The 6000-nt window shown below is 58.0% G+C and carries 5 protein-coding genes; 2 read left to right on the top strand and 3 right to left on the bottom strand.

What is annotated here, in order from left to right; all coding sequences use genetic code 11:
• Positions 1-254: 254 nt before the first annotated feature.
• From fruA to fruB, 3 genes are read right to left on the bottom strand one after another with little or no spacing between them, the layout of a single operon-like run.
• Positions 255-1979, bottom strand: a complete 1725-nt coding sequence (fruA, locus tag ACYVG7_RS18090) for a PTS fructose transporter subunit IIBC (protein ID WP_460884488.1) — start codon at positions 1977-1979, stop codon at positions 255-257.
• Between the two features lie 10 nt (positions 1980-1989).
• A complete protein-coding gene (pfkB, locus tag ACYVG7_RS18085) occupies positions 1990-2943 on the bottom strand; it encodes a 1-phosphofructokinase (protein ID WP_460884487.1) in 954 nt (317 codons plus the stop codon).
• Entirely contained in the window at positions 2940-4067 is a 1128-nt protein-coding gene (gene fruB / locus ACYVG7_RS18080) for a fused PTS fructose transporter subunit IIA/HPr protein (protein ID WP_460884486.1), read from the bottom strand. Before fruB ends, pfkB begins: the two co-directional genes overlap by 4 nt.
• A 241-nt stretch (positions 4068-4308) precedes the next feature.
• On the opposite strand from fruB, the gene cra reads away from it, so the two are divergent.
• Together cra and ACYVG7_RS18070 are read left to right on the top strand one after the other, a co-directional pair.
• A complete protein-coding gene (cra, locus tag ACYVG7_RS18075; protein WP_460884485.1) occupies positions 4309-5301 on the top strand; it encodes a catabolite repressor/activator in 993 nt (330 codons plus the stop codon).
• Between the two features lie 79 nt (positions 5302-5380).
• Positions 5381-5842, top strand: a complete 462-nt coding sequence (locus ACYVG7_RS18070; protein WP_460884484.1) for an RpiB/LacA/LacB family sugar-phosphate isomerase — start codon at positions 5381-5383, stop codon at positions 5840-5842.
• Positions 5843-6000: the final 158 nt, after the last annotated feature.

Here is a 6000-nt window from a genome sequence, read left to right as displayed (position 1 = left end):
GGCGATTAATCAGATCGCACAAACGACGCCGAGTTCCCTTCTTTCCCGGATAAGTGATCTACATTTCGGAACGGTTATTTAGAGGATAGCTGTGCTTTATTTAATCAAACTTACAGAGTCCAGCTTGTTGATCTTTCACGGTTAGAGATTAGGACTCAGGGTTATCGGACACAAAAAAGCCCGGCACTTGGCCGGGCAATCAGGACTTCGACTCACATCCCTCGGTACTCCATCGAGCACCGAGAGCTTCACACTTATTGTGCCGTCGTCACGGCAGCAGCCTCACTCGGCTTGAGTACCGCATACAGGATACCGGTGACGGCGGTCCCTGCAGCAATCGCCAGCAGATAGAGGAATACATGATTGATGGCATTCGGGATCAACATGACAAACAGACCACCGTGGGGAGCCATCAAGGTACAACCCAGCAGCATGGAGAGAGCACCAGTAATAGCACCGCCCAACATGGTAGAAGGAATAACACGCATCGGATCACGAGCGGCAAATGGAATTGCACCCTCGGAGATAAAGCACAGACCCAGAACGAACGAAGCCTTACCCGCTTCACGCTCCGGCTCGCTGAACTTGTTGCGCGCCAGGAAGGTCGCCAGACCCATGCCCAGCGCCGGCACCATACCGGCGGCCATAACCGCGGCCATGGGCGCATAGGATTGGGACGCCAGCAGACCGACACCGAAGGTGTACGCTGCCTTGTTGACCGGACCACCCAGATCGAAACACATCATGGCGCCGATGATAATCCCCAGCAGCACCGCATTGGCAGAGCCCATCTCCTTGAGGAATTCGGTCAGACTGGTCATCACCGAGGCAACCGGGCCACCGACCACATAGATCATCACCAGACCGGTCACCAAGGAGGCCACCAGCGGAATAATCAGAATGGGTTTCAGGGCTTCCATGGTCTGCGGCAACTTGACGTTGTCAGCCACCCACTTGGCACTGTAACCGGCGAGGAAACCCGCGACTATACCGCCAAGGAAACCAGCGCCCAGCGAACTGGCCAGCATACCGCCGATCAAGCCTGGAGCCAGACCCGGACGATCCGCAATCGAGAAGGCGATATAGCCCGCCAATACCGGCACCATCAAGGCAAACGCAGAAGCACCACCAATCTTCATCAAGGCTGCAGCCAACGTTCCTTCGACCTTGAAGGCCTCGATACCAAACACAAACGACAGCGCAATACACAAACCACCGGCGACCACAATCGGCAGCATGTGGGAAACCCCGGTCATCAAGTGCTTGTAGACACCTGGCAGCTCGGCTTTACCACTGTTTTTATCGGCTGAAGGCTGGCTGGACGACCACACCTGAGCCTCGGCAAAGGCCTTGTCCATCTCTTGCGCGCTCTTTTTCAGCGCCGCACCGGTACTGGTCTTGTACAGCTTCTTGCCGTTGAAACGGGAGAGATCGACTTCAATATCGGCTGCGATGATCACCAAATCGGCGGCGGCGATCTCCTCGGCTGTCAGGGCATTCTTGGCCCCGACCGAGCCGCGCGTCTCCACCTTGACCCAATGACCACGCTTCTTGGCTTCACCCTCAATGGCTTCGGCAGCCATGAAGGTATGGGCCACACCGGTCGGACAGGCCGTAATCGCCACAATACGCTTCATACTCATAGCAGTTTCCTTGCTTGGCGCTTGATGTGTGTAGGGAACAGCAGCTTGCTCTGCCGTTTGTAAAAATTGTTTGCTGTCCGGCAACGCTGCAGTCACAGCAGCCTGATACAGCCGCTTACCGTGGAAACGGGCCAGATCGATATCGGCTCCGGCCACCACCACCAGATCGGCGGCCGCAATTTCTTCCTGAGTCAGCACCCGAGGCTCACTCAGCTGGTTATGACATTCGACAACAGCCGACCAACCCAGCTCGGCGCTGGCTTTTTCCAGCAACCCTGCCGCTATGATGCTGTTGGCGATCCCGCTGGGACAGGCGGTAACAATGACAATCTTCATCAGAAAAACCTCAACTGAGTTGCTGAACGTCGATGCTCGCCATCAAATCGGCAAGCTGTTGTGGATCGGCGACCCCGACTCCGATTTGCGTCACGGCCAGGGCGGAGACCGCCGAAGCCAGGCGCAGAATTTTTTCCATAGGCCAGGACTGACTCAGTCCCCAGGCCAGACCAGCGACCATAGAATCTCCGGCACCCACAGTGCTCACCACGCTCATCCGTGGCGGCTTGGCCTGCCACCAACTGCTGCCCGCGCGCCACAGCACGCCATCGGCGCCGCGGGAGACCACTACGTGGGGAATGTCATAGCGCAGCTGTAGCGACTCGGCGGCAGCCATCAGGGCTTCCAGGCTCTCCAGAGGCTGCCCCGCCCAGTCGGCCAATTCATGTTCGTTCGGTTTGATCAGGAACGGCTTAGCCGCCAGACCTTCGGCCATGGCCGCACCGCTGCTATCGAACAACACTTTCTTGCCCTGCTCGGCTAGCAGATGCAGCCATTGACTCAGACGCACCGGAGTGACGCCACCCGGCAGGCTCCCCGCCACCACCACATACTCGATCTGCGGTAACAACTCCTGCAGGCGATGTTCAAACCGCAGCAGTTCGCCTTCCGAGACGGCTACGCCCGGAAAATTCAGGTCGGTGACTCGGCCGCTGGCTTCCACCATCTTGACGTTGATACGGGTGGCACCGGGCACCACCAAAAAGTGATCGCCCAATTCACACTCATGGAACAGCTCATGGAATGGGGCTTGGTTCTCTTGCCCCAGGAATCCGGAGACCAGCACCTGGGCACCCAGATCCTTGAGCACGCGAGCCACATTAATCCCCTTGCCCGCCGGATGCAGATGGCCGGAACGCACCAGGTTGACTTCGCCAACCTGCATCTGTTCCAGATGCCCGGTCAAATCCAGGGCCGGATTCAGCGTCAGAGTCAGGATCGGTGCTGTTGTTTGATGACTCATTCCCCAGCTCCTTCACCCAGACCATCGGCAATCGCCTGGCCGATACGTTGTAGGGCGACCGGCGCATCGTTGCCTTGGGCGGTAAAATGCAGGCGGTGGCCTTGACGTACACCGAGGCTGACCAGCTTCATCAGACTCTTGGCATTCACCGGCTTGCTATCACCATCCAGATTGGCCACCCAGATCTGGCTTTCAAATTCCTTGACCGTTTTCACCAGCATGGCGCTCGGCCGGGCATGCAAACCATGGGGGTTGATGATGGTGTAGGTAGCCTCCAGACCATCACGGGGCTCTTCGGTTAGCAGTTTGACCACCTCGGCTCCCGTGGCAGGCCATAAACTGGCGACTGTTTGTTCGGAGATGAGCGCAATCAGACGATCGAGAACCGGCTTGTGCTGCCCATCGCGGGCGGCAATCAGCACCAATCCCTGCACCGGGAAACCTTCATGGCTGAACGGCTGGGCGGTACGCACAAAGGCGACGCCAGTGCGCAGCACATCATCGGCGACACGAGCCAACCAGAGACCTTGCCCCAGTGGATTGGCCGCTGTCGCCAGCACGGCATTTACCGCGGCTGGCGCCAGAGCACCGGCATTGCGCAGCAAACCGGCAGCGGCGGCCTGCAGTGCAGGAAGGTCCTGCGCCGGAAAATCCAGCAGCAGGGTGCTATCATCCAGTAACAACGGTTGGCTGAGCTGCTCACCGTTCAGCAGTGCGGTCAGGTCGGCGGCAGACTGCACACCCGGCAGACGCGCCGCGACTTCATCATCGGACAGCACCCGAGTCAGTTGACGCAGGATGCCCAGATGCTCATCCGACTTGGCGGCGATACCGATCACCACATAAGCCTTCTGCCCATCGGCCCACTCCACTCCATCGCGGAAGTGCAGTACCTTGACGCCGGTCTGCTGGACCAGATCTCGGGTATCGGTGGTACCATGGGGGATGGCAATGCCACTGCCCAGATAAGTCGCCGTTTGAGCTTCGCGACGTAACATACCCTCGACATACCCGGAGGCAACCAGACCAGCATCCGTCAAGCGAGCCGCAACCAGACGGATGGCCTCACTCTTATCGGCCGCCGCAGCTCCGAGTTGTACATCATCAATTTTCAGCGTCAGCATGGTGGTTACCTCATGTATACAGTTCGAACGCATGGATTAGGTATAGTGGCTTGCATGGAACCTATCCAGTCGCTACCTTGATTGGTGCTGATTATAGGTCGACATCACAGATTAATCGTTTCAGCTTCAATGCTGGATCGTTTCAGTGTTATATTCAAGCTCGAACAAACGACCAGTTTTCCGTAATATGACGCAGAGCACACTTGCTGCACGAAAAAACAGCGCACCAGGAGAACCGCCTATGAAACTCGAAGAAGTGGCCCGCTTGGCCGGTGTCTCCCGCACCACCGCCAGCTACGTGATCAATGGCAAAGCGGAACAGCACCGCATCAGCGCCAAGACTCAGGAACGGGTCATGAACGTGGTGCGAGAACACAACTATCGACCCGATCAGGCGGCTACCGCCTTGCGTCTGGGCAGCAGTCGTCTGCTCGGCTTTATCCTGCCGGATTTGGAAAACCAGAGTTATGCCCGTCTGGCCAAATTACTGGAGGCTGGTGCCCGCGCAGAAGGATTTCAGCTCATCATCACCTGCTCCGATGATAATCCGCAGACCGAAATGGCCCTGGCCGAGATGTTGGTCGCTCGTCGCATCGATGCTCTGCTGGTTTCCAGCGTGCTGGAGACCGACAACCGCTTCTACCGCGACTTACAGGCCAAGGGCGTTCCGATCATTGCCATCGACCGGGCCATGGATGATGAGTATTTCGCTTCGGTGATCAGCGAAGATATGCAAGGCGCCATCCGCTTGACCGACTCCCTGCTGGCCAGTCAGCCCCAGAGCATTGGTCTTATCGGGGCCGTGGCGGATATCGCCATCTCCCAGCAACGGGAGCTGGGTTTTCGCAAAGCCATCAGCTACTCCGCCCCCCAGCTGATCCCCCAGATCCAGTATGGCGACCACTTCAGTCGCGAAGTCGGAGCCCATCTGTGTGCCAAATGGATCAAGGAAGGCCGAGTCCCCCAGGCGATACTGACCACCTCCTATGTCCTGCTCGAAGGGGTACTGGATGAGTTAGTTCAGCATCCCGAGTTATTGGCCGTCACGCGGCTTGCCACCTTTGGTGACAACCGACTGCTGGATTACCTGCCCATCCGGGTCAACGCCCTGCCGCAACAGTTCCCGTTGATCGCAGAAAAAGCGCTGACCCTGACGCTCAATGCGATCCATGAACAGTACAAGCCCGGTATCCATGTCATTCCTCGGGTCCTCAAAGTCCGCGCCCACGACTGAGTCAGCCCATGATCGCGTCCGTCATGCTGGCGCGACCACCCACCGGGCCTCGGGGCTCGATGGCACCAAGGAGTAGAAAATGAAAATTGCCCTGGCATCCGATCATGCCGGTTTTGCCTTGAAACAAGAAATCCAGGCTCTGCTGGAAACACTGGGCCACGAAACCCTGGATTTTGGCGCGTACGATGAAAACGCCTGCGACCTACCGGACAGCGTCTATCCCGCCGCACAGGCGGTGAGCAAGGGACTGGTGGAGCGCGGCATCTTTGTCGATGGCGTCGGCTATGGCAGCGCCATGATTGCCAACAAACTATACGGTGTGTACGCCGCCGTTTGTCAGGATCCGCTCTGTGCCGAACTGGCGCGCTCCCACTCTGACACCAATGTGCTGTGTCTGGGCGGCAAGATCATCGGTTCGGTACTGGCGCTGGAAATTGTCCGGGTCTGGATGCGCACCGAGCCGTTGACCGACGAAAAATACCGTCGCCGGGTCGCCAAGGTGGTCGCCATTAACGATCAGCACCTCAAACCTCTGCTCTAACATACTATTCCAGTACCTTCGACCACGGGCTGTGGCGTATTGCGCGCAATACGCCACAGCCCGTGTTTTTTCTATCGCCTGATAGCGGTCGAGCCCCGAACGATATCAACTGCACCACCAGCCGATGCTGTATGTTAGGCCGACTCCCCCGCTCAGCC

It is taken from the genome of Pseudaeromonas pectinilytica, assembly GCF_054780855.1.
The sequence above is the reverse complement of the archived record's forward strand: the minus strand, read 5'-3'. Positions and strand labels throughout refer to the sequence as shown.